Genomic DNA, 16067 nt, shown 5'->3' with positions numbered 1-16067 from the left:
ACGGTAATAATGCCAGAGCACTGTATAAATTACCAGTGGCACTTAAAAACAAAAACGCCCGTAACTTAGTACGGGCGTTTAGTGTTAAAAGTAAAGCTTATGCTAAAGCACGTACTAAGCCTTGGGTATTTTGTTTAAGTTTACGAGCAATCATAAAGTAGCCAAGCGTAGCAACAAACACCCCGCCTGAAACTGGCCCTATTAGCCATATTTCAGGGTGCAATTTACCGGCTAAGTCAAACATTTGCTGCTGAACTATTAGCAAAGTCACATCACTAAATAAAGCAGCTACAAACCCAGCTAAACCACCTAATAGCAAAAACTCATAAAGGGTCGCATTTTTTATTAACCGCCCTTTAGCGCCTAAAGTGCGTAGTATTACTATTTCTTGCATTCGCTCACCAAGGCTAGCTTGCACCTGCGATATAAGCACTAATGCACCACACAACACCACAATAGCAAGCACAAATCCAATAGCTAGCGACACCTGCTCAATGGTTGATTGAATTTGCTTTACAAAGTTATCTACATCGATGGCGGTAATGGTTGGATACGTGCGCAGTAACTGGCTAAACGCTTTCTTTTGCTCAGGCTCTATACGTACTGATGAAATATAGGTTGCCGGAAAATCTTTTAGCACGTCGGGGCTTAAAATAATAAAAAAGTTAGGTTTTAGCGTAGCCCAGTTTACTTTACGTACGCTAGTTATTTTAGCGTCAAAAGATTGCGCACCAATTAAAAATGTTAACGTGTCGCCAATTTCTACATCTAGGCGCTCAAGCATTGATTCCTCAACCGAAGCCTCACCCACTGCGCCTTCGCCAAACCACTGCCCTTGCACAATTTCGTTTTGAGCTGGCACATCATCAAGCCACGTTAGGTTAAGCTCTCTGCCAATGCCAGAACGTGCTTCTTCATCTTTTTTCTCGTTATCTTGCAACGACACTTTACGCGCAACAAGCTCACCATTTACCGCATTTACGCGCCCGCGAATGGTTGGGTAAAAATCAGATACTAAAATATCGTTTTCTGCGAGGTAATTATTTACAGGCTCAAGCTCGTTTTGCGTAATATTAACTAAAAATGCATTAGGGGCATCGGCGGGTAATTGAGACTGCCAATCTGAGATCATGTCGTTTTTAAGTACAATCAAAAACAACAGCAATTTTATCGCCAACGAAAAGCTAATAAGCTGCACCGCATTTACGTTTGCCCGCTTTTGAATAGAGGCAATAGCTAATGACCAGCTGTTGCCTGGCTTTAAGCCTAATTTACGGCCACCACCAAATATTAATTTTGAAATAACAAACAAAACCGCAATCAAAGCAAGTGTAGAGACAAACAAAATCAGTGTTATTTTAATGTTATTACTAAATAACCACATTAATAAAAACACCGTAAGCGCACTTAAACCTAAGTGCACACGGCTTACAGCTAGTCTATCGCCTAAGTTACGGCGCAAAACTCTAAGGGGTGGAATATCAAATAAATCAAGCAGTGGCTTAATAGAGAACATAACTGCACATATAACGCCTGTGCTAATGGCCACCAGCCAAGGTTTAAAACCCGCTGCTGGTAAGCTCATATCCATGCTTTTTGCTAAATAACCAGTGGCAATTTCTTGCAAGCCGTAGCCTATAGCTAAGCCCACAATAACCGCTAAAGCACACACCATGAGTAAGTGCATAAAATATATTTTACGAATTAAGGCACGACTTCCGCCGAGTGTTTTCATCATTGCTACGGGGTCGTATTGGCGCTCACAATAACGCTTTGCCGACACAGCAATAGCGACCGTAGCCAAAATAATGCCCAGCAAACCGGCTAGTAATAAAAAGCTTTCTGCACGGTTTAAGCTATTTGATATAGGCGATTGCCTATCTTTTACGCCATACCAACGTTGGTTTTCAGCCATTTGCGGCTTTAACCATTCATAAAACCGCGTTATGTCGGCTTCATCACCTGCGTAAAGTTGGCGGTAGTTCACTCGGCTGCCAGGTTGAATAACCTCTGTTTTTGCAACATCAGCAATATTTATGAGTACTCTGCGACTACTCGAAAATACATTAAAAGGGGCATCTGGCTCTTCAACTACCACTTTTTCTACATTAAATACGGCAGCACCTAGCTCTACTTGGCTACCAATATCAATATTTAAGCTATAAAAAACCGATTCACTGAGCCACACATTACCCGGCTTTGGCCCGCCCTGTGCTACTTGCGTTTCGCCAAGCAACGATGATTTAACTTTTAATTCGCCTTTTAACGGGTATTCGTTAGACGCTGCTTTTACCGAGGTAAACTGCATCTCGTCGTTGGCAAATAACATGGTATCAAAGTAGACCATTTGCGCAGTTTGTAAGTTTTCTTGTTTTGCTTTACTAATAAACGCCGTATCTAACTTGTGGGCGCTGGCCAACACTCTGTCAGCGGCAATAAACGCACTACTTTTTTGCGCAATGCTCTGCCCAATACGCTCAGTCACCATAGACAGTGTAAGCACTGTCAGTACCGCAAGCGCAATAGCGGCACTAATAACCGTGAGCTCACCCCGGCGAAATTCACGGGCAAATAATTTAAGTGCTAACTTAGCCCACATTCGCTATGTCCTCTTTTGAGTTTTTAACTAATCGCCCTGCTTCAATTTGCACAATGTGTTGGCATTTTTGCGCAAGTGCTTCATCGTGGGTTACTAAAATGAGTGTGGTGCCGTGCTGCTGGTTTAATTCAAACAATAACGACTCCACCATTTTGCCATTTTTACTGTCTAAATTTGCAGAAGGCTCATCGGCAAATAAAATTTTAGGGGTGCCAATAAAAGCGCGAGCAATGGCAACACGCTGCTGCTCACCACCCGAAAGTTGCGATGGGTAATGATCAATACGATGGCTCAGCCCCACTTTCTCTAATAATGCGAGGGCTTGCTCTTTCGCATCTCTTTCACCTGCAAGCTCTGCCGGCAGCATTACGTTTTCAAGCGCGGTTAAGCTTTGTACCAACATAAAAGATTGAAATACAAAACCAACTTTTTCAGCACGCAGTGCCGCACGCTGCTCTTCATCTAATTTATGTAGCGGCTCGCCATCAAGGGTAATTTCACCACTGCTGGCTGTATCAAGCCCCGCTAATAAACTTAATAACGTGGATTTTCCTGAGCCCGATGTGCCAACAATAGCAACTGACTCGCCATGCTTGACATTAAAGCTGATGTCGCTGAGGATGGGCAACTCACCTTCGAAGGTAGAAACTACTTTAGACAAACCATTTACTTGAATAATATTTAATTGAGAAAGCGCTGACATATGACTCATTCAATCCTACGTTTTGTATTCGTTTTATTTTTAGTTATCAAACCACTTAGTGCGGCAGCCGACAACACGATTTTAATACTTGGAGACAGTTTAAGTGCAGCCTATGGCCTTAAACAAGAGCAAGGCTGGGTTAAATTGTTACAAGATAAATACGATGCAGAGCAGCGTAATATAGAGCTAATTAATGCCAGTATTAGTGGCGAAACTACCGGTGGCGCTTTACGTAGGCTAGATGCCTTACTCGAGCAATACCAACCAAGCCATGTACTTATTGAGCTTGGTGCTAATGATGGTTTGCGTGGTTTTCCGGTAACAAAAATGCAGGCCAACTTAACGGATTTAATCGAAAAAAGCCAAGCAGCAAATGCTATGGTATCGTTAATGGAAATATACATTCCACCAAACTACGGTCCCCGTTACAGCAAAATGTTCACCGACAGTTTTACACAAGTAAGTGAAAAAACAAATGCTCATTTACTTAACTTTTTTATGCTTAATGTGGCAGATAAGCCAAACTTAATGCAAAGAGATCAATTACATCCAAATAAAGAAGCTCAACCGCTGATACGCGATGAAATGTACGACTCGATCAATCAATGGCTAAATAAAGATTAAACCGTGTTGTTCTTTGGTGGTTGAGGGCTATACGCCCTTAACTAAAAAGTTTTTTAGCTCATTTGCACAATAAACACGCAAACAAACAATCACTTATTGATTTTTAATAAAATATACGTACTATTGCAAACAACGTCGGTATGTAGCGCAGCTTGGTAGCGCACTGTCATGGGGTGGCAGGGGTCGAGAGTTCGAATCTCTCCATACCGACCATTTAATTACTATTTAATTACTATTTAATTCAAAAACTTAGCTAAAAACACACTTTTGAATGTAGCACTAAATATTAGTCAATTTTATTTATGTGTAGCATATATGTAGCTTACCTTACTTATACATTTAAGAGCTAAAGATACAATAACCATCACTCCCTTTAAGTTATTTACCTTAGCCCCTAATACCCTGAGGGGAAGCATAATTAACATCCTAAATTAGTTGCTTATACTTCGCTACCGTTTGTCGAGTAAGCCCTGTTTCGTTTGCTATATTCTTTTGAGTGAGTTTTAGGCCTGTGTCCTTTAACTTCCTAATTGCTTGCTTTATTAACTCTTCAGATGTCTTACGTCTTTTTTGATGGGTATATCGTGCACCTTCACGTTGAGCAAGTGCTATTGTTTGAATAGGTATTTGATACAACCACGTTCCTGCTACCCCTCGATTGTGGTTTGGATAGTATTTTTGCCAAGTCCAAGACGCTACACTTTTAGCGATCGACTGCAATTCTTTATACTTCAATGGATATTCTTTTTTTAAACCAAATCCATCAAAATTATTTATGCTTTCAGAAACCTCAAATAGATGTTTTTGCCAGTCCTCAAATCGCCAATTTTCTCTGGCATAGTTAATTCTTTTATACGCTATAAAGCGTAATTGGTGAAACAAGTAGCAATTACGAGAATTAGCGACACTATTCCAATCGAACCCATGACCATACTCTCTCTTAGGCTTGTATAAAAAGTCATTAAGTTCATTTAGGCTGTATTCATGCGCATGTAAATAAGTCGTTTTCCAATGTGGATGAAGCGGATTTTTACATAAAGGCCCTGTGTAATCCTCATCAGCACCAAGTTTGACTCGCATACCTTGGTCTACATACTTCAGGAACGCGATAGGTTTTCGCCTACCTCTAAGACTCGTTGTAACGCCCTGAATGGCGTAAAGCAGATGTGCCCCTCCTTCTTTTGTTTTAGCTAATTTGCTTATAGATGGACCACTAATAATTATATTTGGAACTGGAAGTAGGTTGTCTTCCCAATAAAATGCTGATTCGTCATCGATATCAAAAATCAACCAATATTGAATGACTCTTGGGTTAACTTGAACATGGAGGTACTCATCCAAAGCTATCTCACCATAACGGTAGCGCCCCATTGTAATGTCTTCATTTGTGCATAATGTTCTTGGTGGAGTTGTTTTATAAAGTCGTTCAATAAGCTGCTCCCGCACACACCTTGGCGCAGCTGAAACTAGCTGTTTAGCAGTATTTGTCATAAAATATCCGTGTTGAAGTAAATTCGACACGGCAGGCGGATAGTTTGGTCGCTTACGCCTGCCGTTTTCGCAAGTTAAGCAACTTCGCCGTACTTTCTAAGCCAAGCTTCTAATGTTGACTCTTCAAAAAGCAATTTTCCGCCAATTTTTATAGCCTCAGGTGCAATTTTTCTCGCAAGATAATGATCACCTTGTATGAGAGCAGCCTTTCGTCTATTTCGGATATTATATAAATGCTGTTCTGAACAGTTTAAAAACTTCGCAGCTTCTCTTGTGGAAAAAAATGTGGACATGAGCCCTCCTAACTAACCAAACCTGTTAAATACGTATCGACCGTGCTTTTTTATAAAAGCCGTTTATGTCCTCTTTACGTGTAACAGGCAGCTCACTAGAAGCGCCTTTTTTGACACTGGATTAATCCAGTAAATTTAGGTTAAGCTATGATTAGGTAAAAGTAAAGTGGGTTGTTAATTAGGCAGCTGTAAAATATGGATAAAGGATTATGATGACAAAGTTGGCAGGAATAGAATATCGAGGTACAGCTGGTATTTCAAAACACTGTATTAATGCTGTAATAGAAATGATTCACTTTGGAAGGGTATTTAATACAGTAAAAATTCTAACCACCGGAAGTGAATATAACTATAATCATGCATTATTAATCAATACCGATGAGGGTATTGATGTTGCAATAAAGTCAGGCTTCACATCTGGTTATTCTGGCGAAGGACCAAGATCATTTTCTTATACTTTATCAGTGCTTAGGAAATTTTGTAATGAAATTGAGGAGTATAATGTACCACGAAAGTTTTTAGAAAGAATAAACAATTCTGCACTAACTGTAAAAGACTTAGATTGGCTCTCTGAACAGCTACCAGTGAGACCTCAACAATGGTATGACTATATATATGAAAGTCGCCATGCCAAATCTCATTTGCAACAAGACTTCCCTGTAGAGATTCCACTCTCTTTAATCGATGAAAGACTGCTAAATATCGCAATTTTAATGAAACAAAACCCCGACAACGCTTTAATGGACGGATATCGGTTACTAGAGAAAGTAATTAAAGAAAAGTCAGGTTTAATTAAAGAAACAGGCGCAAAGCTTTTTTCAAAAGCATTCTCGGGCGAAAATTCCCCCCTCTACTGGGAAGGGCTAGATGGTAGTGAAAGCACAGGTCGCGCAAATATGTTTTCTAGTATTTTCATGGCATTTCGTAATCGACGAGCCCATCAACAGCTTGACCTCAATCCACACGATGAACTTCGTGAGTTTATGCTATTGAACCAGTTATTTATATTAGAGCGTTCAACTGAAATACGAGAAATAAAAAGCCAGAACGCTTAAAAAAATCTTTCAGCTTTTAGCGCCTAATTTTTTCTAATAAAAGCTACGCAGCCTAAAGCGGCGTATCCCAATGCTATTGTAAAAACCCCAACTAACATTGGCAGTGATCCGCCTAGAAATCAATAATAAAACTCACCACGATCATGCGCTTCTCTGGCTTCTTGCTCTGTGTACTCATCACCATAAAAGTTTACATTCCCCGCCCCGTCATCATGCTTTTCAATAAATTCATCTTTATCTGATTTCTTCCGGTTATCATCTTCAAACATCACTTCTAATGCAATCAACGCTGTAGCTTTTAATGCTTTTAAAAACATATCCAAACCTCCAACTTAAACTAAGTATTCCTGAGTATCAATAGCTTATTAAAGCTAAGAAAATCTTAGTTTTAAAGTTTAATTTAAATTTATATGAAAACTAACAATGAATCACCTTTTCCAAAAAGATTGAAAGAAGCTAGAAAACAAAAAGGACTAACCCAAAAACAGTTAGGTGTTTTAACTGGTATGGATGAGTTCTCAGCCTCTGCCAGAATGAATCAGTATGAAAAAGGAGTTCATGCACCAGACTTTAAAACAGCTAAAGCTCTTGCAAGTGTTTTAGAGGTGCCAACAGCTTTTTTATTCTGTGAAGAAGAAGAGCTTGCAAATTTAATAATAAAATACGTAAATAGAGATAATAAAATAAAAAATAAGAGACAGGTATGTTCATGAGTAAATTTGAAGATTTATTAAACAAGGAAAAAACTTATCTGTGGGAAAAAACTTCAGAGATCGAAGAGAATATTAGAAACCTAGAAGCTCGTATTCGTGATGAATTTTTGCAGTCTGGTACTGATTTACAAAAAAATGCTAATTATTCATCACGGAAAGTCACTGAATACAAAAATAAATCCAACGCAGCAAAGCAAGAGGCTGAAGCTGCGGCCGCAGACAGTAAAAATTTTTTATCAAAAATAGAAAATATTTACTCAGAAACTTCAAATAATAGTAAAGAAATTGAAAAGTTTTTAAGTGGCGTAAAAAACGAAAAAGAACAGCTCACTGTATTATTAGATAAAACGACCACCATCTATGACGAAATGTGTGAACAGTATAGTCAGTTATCAGCACTGCCAGAGAAATACATATCTCTCCAAGATGAGCTCAGCGAGCTTGAAGAAAACATTGGTACAGCTGAATCTAATACCCAAAAAATTAAAAGTCTATTAAGCCAGTCAATAAGCCATAAAAATAAGCTAAGCGAAATTTATGAAGAGTTTTATGGATATGAAGAAGAAGATGAAGATGGAAATATACATAAAGAGAAAGGCAAGCTAGACCAGCTAGATTCAGAGCACTCGCAAATAAAATCAAATCTAGAAGAAACTAAAGATGAACTTATAGAGCTATCAGAGTCTAGTAATGCTCGCTTCACTGAGCAACTAGATTCGCATAAAGCCCAATTTGATGAATTCTTATCCAAAAAAGAAGATAGCATTCGAAGTATTGAAGATAAGATAAAATCTTTGCTCCCAAATGCGCTTACAGCTGGCCTTAGCCATGCTTATGAAGCTAAGAAGTTGGATGAAGTTGAGAATCATAAGCAAATGAATAAATACTTTTACTACAGCATCATTGCGATGGTGGTGGTATCTTTGGTGCCAGTCGCATTATCAGGGGTATTGCTCGGACAAGGTAAAGAGCTTAAGGAAGTTATTTTAGATGCCCCAAAAATGTTCATGAGTGTACTCCCCATTTACTTACCTTTTCTTTGGCTTGCATTTTCAAACAATAAAAAAGTAAATTTATCTAAGCGGTTAATTGAGGAATACACACACAAAGAAGTTCTAAGTAAAACATATGAAGGTCTTTCGACACAAATCCAGAGCATCAAAGATCAAGAAGCTTCCTCTGAGTTGAAGACAAAACTTCTGTTCAACATTTTGGAGATCAATGCTGAAAACCCAGGGAAGTTGATTTCTAACTATGACAAGAGTGATCACCCTCTTATGGAAGCACTAGATAGAAGCTCACAATTGACTGACTCTATCGAACGGTTAGCAAAAATACCCGGATTTAACAAATTAGCTTCAAGGCTCAGTGAGGGATCGAAGAAAATTTTAAAAGAACAAGAAATTAGAGTTGATCAGGGTCTTAGTGTATCGGAGCTAATGAAAGGAGATAAAAGTGAAGAACAAGTTAAACCCGTCCAATCAAACTGACAGTAACACTATTGGTATAAATATGTAGTGTTCAAAAAGCAACCAAACCTAATATCAATAAATTACTTACAATTAGCGGTAACATAAAAACTTGCGTCGATGCTATTTAAGCATTTTCCACATAATTTACTTCTGCAAACTTCCAAGTACCAAGCCCTTTTTAACTGAGGCATCATGAGCAAATGCCTCCTCTTTTAAAAGGGGCTACGCCCCCCGCTATGTCGAAGCGATAAATCGCTCGCTTCATAGCGGGGGGCTTGGTTTTTCATATCTTATACGCAGGTTTTTATTTGCAGATTGCACAGAATCGATTTTAACACTAACCTAATACTGAAATAGCCTATTAGGCATTTACCAAAAACGGCGCTGTTCAGCTGCCGACAACACGTAGTGAGAACCCTCACTCATTTCAATTTAATAGTCATGTCTCACGCCACATTTAAGGCGTTAAGTCGGCGCTTTCTGCTGCCGTTTTCACGTAAAGAGGAAATTCATTAAGGCGAGATCGGTCCGAGCCTTTCGCATGTGCGAAAAACAGGGCCGAATAGGCTTCAGTGTCGCTGAGCAACAACGTTGCCAGTTAATCTTACAACCTTGGAGATAGACATGACTTTTGATCTGAATAAAGAAATCGAACAATTAAATGAGCTAAAAAAGCTACGTACTAAAAAACGACATAAACCTTCAAAGCTCGACAAATACCAATATCAGCTTAGGAAGCTTTATGAAAATGGTAATACGAAAGCAGACCTTCAACTTTGGCTTGCTAAACGAGGGGTGAAAGTGCATTGGACAACTGTAAAAAGGTGGATTGATAAGAATGCCTAAATTTGCCAAAGCTGAAACGCAAGCTAAAAACGTTATTAAAGGATTAACTAAAACTAAGCATATAAAGTCTTTAGGCACTGCCAGAAACTATATGCAGTCACTTAAAACGGTTGCCAGCTGGTCAAAAGACATCGGTATTAATGGCATTCAGGCGATGATGCAATTTAATGGCAAATTACAACCAAAACAGACTCTTTACCGAGTAAAGTCGTTATTAGAAGAAATCAAACGTTCGCGTGCATACACACCTGAACAAGCTCAGGCCATCTCTCAACGACAAACTTTTAAACACGAACTAGCAACACAACTTGCTTACGCCGCAGGCTTGAGAGCCCATGAACTATTAACACTTTCTAAAGCCAGTGAAAGACCACCAAATAACCGCCCAGCCCTAGATTCGAAATGGCAGGGCCGAAGTGGTGAACTATACACTGTAGCAGGTAAAGGCGGCTTGATTCGGCACGTGTTAATACCAAACTACCTTGTTGAGCAATTAGAAGCTAAAAAGCTCAAGCAACCTATCACAGTCACCGATAGAGAAATTAACTATTTACAGCATTATGATGTTGGTGGTGGAAAAAAATGGTCTGATTCTTTTTCTAAGGCCTCTAACCGCACCCTACTCTTTTCAACTGGCGCACACGGCCTGAGGCACAGCTATGCTCAAGAAAGAATGGTTGAGCTTCATGCACTAGGTTTTAAATATAAAATGGCCTTAGGGACCGTTTCACAAGAGATGGGGCATTTTAGGCCAGAAATTACTGAAGTTTATTTGCGTTAAATGTAAAAGCTACCGTGAAGATAGCTTTAATCTCAATCATTACCTATTTCTTTGAAGATTTACTAGGTTTTAACCCTGGGGTCTTCCCTGGAGTATTCTTGTTATCACGTCTACGTTTATCAGGTTTGCCTGTTGAATCAGCTATTGGTTTTGGACCAGGTTTTAAAGCCATAATCATTATCCTTTCAATTAAGAGGAGATCCCTCACCTACGAGTGTCGGGCAAGCAAATTTTTTGGGCGGATTATTGACAAACATTTGCTTTCACTGAGTCAAGAAGATACAACTTTGCTTTGTTAAGAGGTATGGTTGAGCAACAAACAAGCTCTCCACTTTGTTAGAAGTTATTTTTTAACTGCTAGCAATCTTACATCTTTTCTATTCTCTATTTGATGTACATTCAAAAATGATGGGTCTGGGTCAGAGAAGTACTCTTTGCCCCAGATAATAGGTTCATCGCTTGTCTGAGTACCGTCATAAATTATAAAGCCATGGCAGTTCGAAGCTTTATAAGGTAGTGTATCTTCTGGTGTGATTACAACTGATACTGCAATGTCCGATTCTTGCGACAATTTTAGTTTCCAAAAGGCAGCTCCGTCATAAGTTTGTTCACAGTCACTTATCAAACTAAAATTATTATGTAGCAGCTTATAAGAACTTAATGCCAAGCCCATCGCTCTGTAATCAGGGTCTACGAATGCGCTATAAACAGCTGCTCCATTAGCTAAAATACTTCCATCATCATCCCAGATATCAAAATCGATATTTCCTATTATGGATGAAGTTGAGTTATCAATAACCACCTCCATGCACACCGTACCTTCAGATGATGATCTCATCAGTGATATCTTTATAGTCTCATCATTAGGGCCAACCCCATATTCAAAGCAACAATCGACGAGAACCATTGAATCGTTCAACTCTAGATCTTCTAAACTTCTTAGGTTTTCTTTATCGTGTTCACTAGCAAGTAACTGAGGTGGCAATTTGAGGATTACCTTATTTAATGTTAGTAAGTACTGTTTTGATTATTTTGAAATCTTTGTATATTTGGAAGAAAGCTAGCTATTCTTTTTTTCAAATCATCAACTTTAGTATTCAAAGAAAAATCTTCAGGCTGACAGGAGCTAAACTTAACTTTGCCTGTTAGATTATCCACGAAAACATGAGCTAAAGGTTTTATTTTTGATGTGTAGTTCTCGCTAATATCCCAGTTTTTATCAAGGATATAGTATTGAGTAATATTTTTATTATCTATTGAACGATATACATCAAATTGGCGACCTTTTGACACCTCAAGGGGTTTGTCAAGCCGCACAGATTTTGACTTAAGTCTATATTTTGACAACATAACTGAAGACATAACTTACCTCCAAACATTTATAGCCATATAATAACAAAACTAGTACAAACAGGCAATGTGGGCATATACACTATATAAAAACTAAGCTAAAAATATAACAACTTAATTTGTAACTTATGGGAACTATATGATTAAATCACCTATATTCACATCTAACCAATAACTTTTCTTCCCCACTCTTCCAGAGCTGTTCGACGCTTTTCCATATATTCCTGCATATTATAAACACCCTGTACACCCTGCAATTGATGATTAAGTATTTTTTCAATTACTATAGGGTCTGTCCCGACGTCTGCATCCCCCAAACGGGTAGCGACTGTCCTACGTAAATCATGCGGTACAAACTTTGGCACTTCAAGTTGCTCTAACTTCCGACTTATAGATCGTGATAATGAATGCCTATCAATAGGCTGCACACCTGGGCCTGATTTATTAGTTGTTGTGCTCGGAAACACATATTTAGAATTAAGATAGCCAAATGCTGCACGCAACTCATCAAGCAAAATAACCATATTTTGACTAATCTGTACTTTATGGGTTCTCTCGCCATTTTTATTTTGCTTCACGCGCTCAGCGGGTATTGTCCATATCATTTTATCAAAATCAAATTCTTGCCACTGTGCACCTGTAACCTCTATTGGCCGACAACCTGTTAAAGTAATACACTTCAATGCGTAAATAACTTGCTGGCTTATACCTAGCTTTGGTAAGCGTTCAAAAACTTGAATCACTTCGTCAAACTCCAGTGCTCTGGTTCGAGATTTTTCGAGGCCACCTACACTTTTCTTTTTCACTGTACTTATCGGGTTGCCTTGTATTAAATCTCGCTCAACACCAAAGTTAAACATCTGTTTAAGGATGGATAACGTTTTATTAGACTGCGTTTTAGCGCCTCTATCAGTTATTGGATCAAGCACTTTTTTAAAAATTTCACGGCGGGTTATTTCTTTAAGTTTATAGTTGCCAATAAATGGCAGAATGTCTTTTTCAAACATTCTAATTACTGGGTCTACACCTTTTCGGTTGGCTTTAATGTCTCTTTCAATAAACTCATTTGCAAGTACAGCGATTGTCGGCGAGGCGCTTTCTTGCTTTTCAATCAGCGCAGCTTTTTTCTTTTGTAAAAAACATCAATACCACGCGAAACATCACCAATATATTGCTTAGCAAGCTGCCTGGCCTCACTCACTGTTATTACCGATGAGCTGCCTAAGGCTAATCTTCTTTCTCTTGAACCTCGGCCTCCAAGGCGGTAATACAGATAATATACTTGTGAGCGTTTACCCTCTTTATTTGGTTTTCCAACATTGAGATAAAAACCGGAGATCTCAGTGTCATTAATTTTGGTAATTTCCAAAGGAATATTTTTGAGTATAGATTCAGTTAATTTTACTTTAATTGACGCCATTTTTCGCACACCTAGAGTTAACCCTAAATTTTTGTCGCACATTTATCGCACGAGCTGATTTTAGTTCACTAAACTTCACGTTCATTCACTAGGTATAATTTAAAAGCACAATCCTTTCAATAGCAATGAGTTACAATAACTTTGAATACTTCACGATAGGACACGTTAAGCCACTTTTGTACACTAAAGAACACAGGTAATTTTTATGGGGTGTCAGGGGTCGCAGGTTCAAATCCTGCCATACCGACCATTTAACCTCCTCTTTATTTCTTTTTCACTGTCATTTTTCTGTATTACCTTGTATACCTAGCATTAAATACTATGTGTTTAAGGATGACTTATGAAAAAACGTATTGTGTTTCCTCTGGTTTTATCTCTTTTTATTTCAAGCTTTGCGTTTGCCCAAGGTAGTTTTCGACTTAAAAACGGAAATCTATTAAGTGTGGGTAAAACTAAATCTGACATTGTAGCTGTAGTGGGTGCACCGCTTTATAAAGATGTGCTTAATGAAGCTGTTGATATTGGTAATGGCGACAAATTAGTTAAAACAGAAGAGTTTACTTATAAGCTAAAAGGCTCGATTGGTGGGATGTACATTGTATTGATCCGTTTTGAAAATAATATTGTGACCAGTATTAGTTCAAAACAAGTCGATAGGCTTTAAATGTTTTAGAGTTAGCTTTAAGCGGTTAAAAGCGCCATACGGCGCTTTTTAGTTTTATTAATGTGTACGCCCTACGCCGTTACGCACCATGTCTTTGCCGTTTTCAAATACCTCGGCTGTTATGCCACGCGCCAGTAATAGCTGCTGTTTGTCGTCAAATACCGCAACAAAATGGCTGCCGTCTTTATTACTTGTGGCCATACCTACACCAGCCACCCCTTTTAAACCTAGGCCGCCGTTTTCTACCATAACTAAAAAGTTCTCTAACTCTGCTAGGTTGTCGATTATGTCGTGCTCGTTATTCATAAATTGCTCTTTGTAAAATCTGCTAGGTAGTACTTAATTGTAAAGCTAATTATTTACCTAAACTACAGGGAATAAATTTAGTTGGTGTTATTTTAAAGTCCATCACATTAAACTTAAACCTTTGTATAAAAATTATATCTCTAGCGCTTAAAGCTAAAAACGCTCTACATTAAATAACAAGTTACTTAACGCACAACCATACGGTTGGCTATTAACGCGGTAATAATGCGTATTGTTTGTTGCAGTTAAGTTTATTAAAAGGTCATCTTGTTGCCCTACCGCACTTTGCTCTTGGCTTAAACACATAGCTTGCGTAAGCGAGCGTAGTTTTGAATCGGTTAAAATATTGGCAAAACGCTGCACCGGTAAAGGGGGTATTTTAACAGGTGCTAATGCTTGGCTAATGGTGCGCTCGCTAAGTTCAAACCCAGCATTAGTAATATCTATTACACTGCGAGCAGGCCAATACGAGTAGTTATAGCTGCTTGCTTTTTGCTGGGTACTTAAATGCGCAACGCCACTTTGCCCTATTACGGTCATTAAATTTCCTTTGTTGGATTTAATAACAACAAGGGCTGTGTTTTCATCAATACCAAAACCGTGCTTAATATCACCGTTTTTTTGCTTTGCGGTATTTAATGTATTGGCTAGGTTTAGCGTTTGATTTTGCTCACTAAAACGGGTGAATATGGGTCCATAGGTAAACGTATTTAACCCGTTAAGTGCATTAGGCTGTGGGGCAAGCTTTGCTTTTAATACCGCTTCGCTTTGGTGCTGTGAGAGATAGACTTTTTCACTTTGTATTTTGCTTCCTGCACCTAGCCCTACAATAACAGGGCGAGTTTTAAGCGCGTTCGTCCAAGGGTAAGCAGTACTATTTTCATCATATAGTGCTTTTAATGCATTTTTAGCCGTACCGTCGCTAAATAAAACACCGGTGCTTGTGTTTATTAAATTAACTAACGCCTCAATCCCATTATTACAAAGAGTTTGCTCAGCCTTTGTAAGCTCTGGGTGTACATTACTGCGATTATACAGGTTCATTTGTGAATGGCGTAGCGCCGGTAAATCACTACAGGTATTGTTAGTAATTGCTTTAGCAAGTGCAGGTGTTAGCGGCAACCATTGACTGGTTACACCTTTAGGTAAAAGCGTTTTAAGCGCCTCTACTTGAGCGTATGGATCTCGTTGTGCTGCGCTGATTATTAATAATGTGGGCGTTGGGTTAGCGACTTTTAAGCTACCCGTTATAAATTGCAATAAATCGTTGCTTTGTGGCTCAGCTTTTAAATTCGCTTGTGAGTGGGGTTGTTCGAGCATATCAAATACAAAATTAAATTCTTGCTTTGTAAGGTCGTTGAGTTGCTCATTGTTTATATCTCGCCATTGCCAAAGTAACTCACTTTTAGACATTGCCTTTTCTTTTTTGCTACTAAGCGTACGTAAGATACTTAATACGTTTGTTTGGTTAGTCGTATTGTTAGTAGGCCAATTTAGTTTTATTTGCGCAATGTTATCGTTGGTTACACTAAACACAGATTTATTTTGAGTACTGCAACCTAGCGTCGTTTTTTTACTACAACCATTAAGTGTACTTCCGGCTAAAATAAGGGTTTGATCTTGCTGTGCAGCTCCCTTAAATGAAAATAAAGTAAATAAAATAAATACAAAGCTCATTCGCTTAGTCAAAAAAGCACAAGTACGCATAACGCTCTCGAAGTAATCTAAATAGGCGTTAAGTTTAACAGCA

The 16067-nt window shown here is 38.6% G+C and carries 18 protein-coding genes and 1 tRNA gene; 8 read left to right on the top strand and 11 right to left on the bottom strand.

Annotated features, from left to right (window positions below; all coding sequences use genetic code 11):
- Positions 1-97: 97 nt before the first annotated feature.
- Both QUE46_RS06500 and QUE46_RS06495 read right to left on the bottom strand, forming a co-directional pair.
- On the bottom strand, positions 98-2599 hold the full coding sequence (locus QUE46_RS06500; protein WP_286246940.1) for an ABC transporter permease: 2502 nt from the start codon (positions 2597-2599) through the stop codon (positions 98-100).
- A complete protein-coding gene (locus tag QUE46_RS06495) occupies positions 2589-3302 on the bottom strand; it encodes an ABC transporter ATP-binding protein (protein ID WP_286247688.1) in 714 nt (237 codons plus the stop codon). The genes QUE46_RS06500 and QUE46_RS06495 overlap by 11 nt, the downstream gene beginning before the upstream one ends.
- On the opposite strand from QUE46_RS06495, the gene QUE46_RS06490 reads away from it, so the two are divergent.
- Together QUE46_RS06490 and QUE46_RS06485 are read left to right on the top strand one after the other, a co-directional pair.
- Positions 3303-3926 (top strand): arylesterase, encoded by a 624-nt coding sequence (locus QUE46_RS06490; protein ID WP_286246938.1) that lies wholly within the window; start codon positions 3303-3305, stop codon positions 3924-3926.
- A gap of 136 nt (positions 3927-4062) precedes the next feature.
- Positions 4063-4139, top strand: a tRNA-Pro gene (locus QUE46_RS06485).
- 213 nt (positions 4140-4352) lie between these two features.
- On the opposite strand, the gene QUE46_RS06480 is transcribed toward QUE46_RS06485, so the two are convergent.
- Positions 4353-5417 (bottom strand): replication initiation protein, encoded by a 1065-nt coding sequence (locus QUE46_RS06480; protein WP_286246936.1) that lies wholly within the window; start codon positions 5415-5417, stop codon positions 4353-4355.
- 74 nt (positions 5418-5491) lie between these two features.
- Entirely contained in the window at positions 5492-5710 is a 219-nt protein-coding gene (locus QUE46_RS06475) for a helix-turn-helix domain-containing protein (RefSeq protein ID WP_286246934.1), read from the bottom strand.
- A 209-nt stretch (positions 5711-5919) separates the two neighbouring features.
- Between QUE46_RS06475 and QUE46_RS06470 the strand changes: the two genes are divergently transcribed.
- Positions 5920-6765: a TIGR02391 family protein gene (locus QUE46_RS06470; protein WP_286246933.1), complete on the top strand. Its 846-nt coding sequence runs from the start codon at positions 5920-5922 to the stop codon at positions 6763-6765.
- Between the two features lie 119 nt (positions 6766-6884).
- Here the strand turns inward: QUE46_RS06470 and QUE46_RS06465 are convergent, their stop codons facing one another.
- Positions 6885-7082 carry a hypothetical protein gene (locus QUE46_RS06465; protein WP_286246931.1) on the bottom strand — a complete coding sequence of 66 codons (198 nt, stop codon included), beginning with the start codon at positions 7080-7082 and terminating at the stop codon, positions 6885-6887.
- Between the two features lie 93 nt (positions 7083-7175).
- On the opposite strand from QUE46_RS06465, the gene QUE46_RS06460 reads away from it, so the two are divergent.
- From QUE46_RS06460 to QUE46_RS06445, 4 genes are all read left to right on the top strand, one after another.
- On the top strand, positions 7176-7478 hold the full coding sequence (locus tag QUE46_RS06460) for a helix-turn-helix domain-containing protein (RefSeq protein ID WP_286246929.1): 303 nt from the start codon (positions 7176-7178) through the stop codon (positions 7476-7478).
- A complete protein-coding gene (locus QUE46_RS06455) occupies positions 7475-8968 on the top strand; it encodes a hypothetical protein (protein WP_286246927.1) in 1494 nt (497 codons plus the stop codon). Before QUE46_RS06460 ends, QUE46_RS06455 begins: the two co-directional genes overlap by 4 nt.
- 606 nt (positions 8969-9574) lie before the next feature.
- Positions 9575-9796 carry a hypothetical protein gene (locus tag QUE46_RS06450; RefSeq protein ID WP_286246925.1) on the top strand — a complete coding sequence of 74 codons (222 nt, stop codon included), beginning with the start codon at positions 9575-9577 and terminating at the stop codon, positions 9794-9796.
- Complete coding sequence (locus QUE46_RS06445; RefSeq protein WP_286246924.1) at positions 9789-10577, top strand: site-specific integrase; 789 nt, start codon at positions 9789-9791, stop codon at positions 10575-10577. The genes QUE46_RS06450 and QUE46_RS06445 overlap by 8 nt, the downstream gene beginning before the upstream one ends.
- Positions 10578-10920: 343 nt before the next feature.
- Here the strand turns inward: QUE46_RS06445 and QUE46_RS06440 are convergent, their stop codons facing one another.
- From QUE46_RS06440 to QUE46_RS06425, 4 genes are all read right to left on the bottom strand, one after another.
- Positions 10921-11562, bottom strand: a complete 642-nt coding sequence (locus QUE46_RS06440; protein ID WP_286246922.1) for a hypothetical protein — start codon at positions 11560-11562, stop codon at positions 10921-10923.
- Between the two features lie 23 nt (positions 11563-11585).
- Positions 11586-11939: a hypothetical protein gene (locus tag QUE46_RS06435; RefSeq protein WP_286246919.1), complete on the bottom strand. Its 354-nt coding sequence runs from the start codon at positions 11937-11939 to the stop codon at positions 11586-11588.
- A gap of 152 nt (positions 11940-12091) precedes the next feature.
- Positions 12092-12940 carry a tyrosine-type recombinase/integrase gene (locus QUE46_RS06430; RefSeq protein WP_374761400.1) on the bottom strand — a complete coding sequence of 283 codons (849 nt, stop codon included), beginning with the start codon at positions 12938-12940 and terminating at the stop codon, positions 12092-12094.
- A gap of 98 nt (positions 12941-13038) precedes the next feature.
- A complete protein-coding gene (locus QUE46_RS06425; RefSeq protein ID WP_286246914.1) occupies positions 13039-13347 on the bottom strand; it encodes an Arm DNA-binding domain-containing protein in 309 nt (102 codons plus the stop codon).
- Between the two features lie 340 nt (positions 13348-13687).
- On the opposite strand from QUE46_RS06425, the gene QUE46_RS06420 reads away from it, so the two are divergent.
- A complete protein-coding gene (locus QUE46_RS06420) occupies positions 13688-14011 on the top strand; it encodes a hypothetical protein (protein ID WP_286246912.1) in 324 nt (107 codons plus the stop codon).
- Between the two features lie 57 nt (positions 14012-14068).
- Here QUE46_RS06420 and QUE46_RS06415 read toward each other — a convergent pair whose 3' ends face one another.
- On the bottom strand, positions 14069-14317 hold the full coding sequence (locus tag QUE46_RS06415; protein WP_286246911.1) for a hypothetical protein: 249 nt from the start codon (positions 14315-14317) through the stop codon (positions 14069-14071).
- A gap of 153 nt (positions 14318-14470) precedes the next feature.
- Positions 14471-16024: a cyanophycinase gene (locus QUE46_RS06410; RefSeq protein ID WP_374761399.1), complete on the bottom strand. Its 1554-nt coding sequence runs from the start codon at positions 16022-16024 to the stop codon at positions 14471-14473.
- Positions 16025-16067: the final 43 nt, after the last annotated feature.

This window comes from Pseudoalteromonas sp. MM1 (assembly GCF_030296835.1).
Taxonomy (GTDB): domain Bacteria; phylum Pseudomonadota; class Gammaproteobacteria; order Enterobacterales; family Alteromonadaceae; genus Pseudoalteromonas.
The sequence above is the reverse complement of the archived record's forward strand: the minus strand, read 5'-3'. Positions and strand labels throughout refer to the sequence as shown.